The following is a 563-nucleotide window of genomic DNA, read 5'->3' on the forward strand; positions in this document are numbered from 1 at the left end:
CGGCGCGTTGTGCTGTTTGTCACCAAGCTAATGGTGAGGGTATTCCGGGGGCGTTCCCTTCAATTAAAGGCAGTCCTGTCGCGACAGGTGATGTCGCCGAACATATCGGCGTGGTTGTTGATGGCCGCGCAGGGACGGCGATGCAGTCTTTTGCTAACCAACTTAGTGATCAAGAAATTGCTGCGGTAATTACCTACCAACGCAATGCTTGGGGAAATGATACTGGCGATACGGTTCAAGCGGCCGACGTCAATGCCTTTAAGGCACAAAAAAGTGCCAAGGAGGAAATATGAGTAAGCCAGCAGACAAAGCCGTAAAGTCGGCACCCGTTGAAGCGCATACCGCAGCAAACGCAACAATTGCGCTAGACGACCACGATTCGCACGACGCGCCAAAAGGTATGGCTCGTTGGTTGTATTCTACCAACCATAAAGACATCGGCACGTTGTATCTTTGGTTTAGTTTCACCATGTTCCTGACGGGTGGTGCGATGGCAATGGTCATTCGTGCGGAGCTGTTTCAGCCGGGTTTGCAGCTTGTCGATCCGCAATTTTTTAATCAGA

Annotated in this window: 1 protein-coding gene and 1 pseudogene; both read left to right on the plus strand. The window is 51.2% G+C overall.

Annotated elements, in window-relative coordinates:
• A partial coding sequence (locus R7190_RS29580; RefSeq protein WP_318138166.1) for a cytochrome c occupies positions 1–293 on the plus strand: 293 nt, incomplete at its 5' end.
• Positions 290–563, plus strand: a pseudogene (locus R7190_RS29585) (cytochrome c oxidase subunit I); the annotation flags it as partial. The gene R7190_RS29580 and the pseudogene R7190_RS29585, both read left to right, overlap by 4 nt.

The sequence above is a fragment of the Vibrio sp. 1078-1 genome (assembly GCF_033340475.1).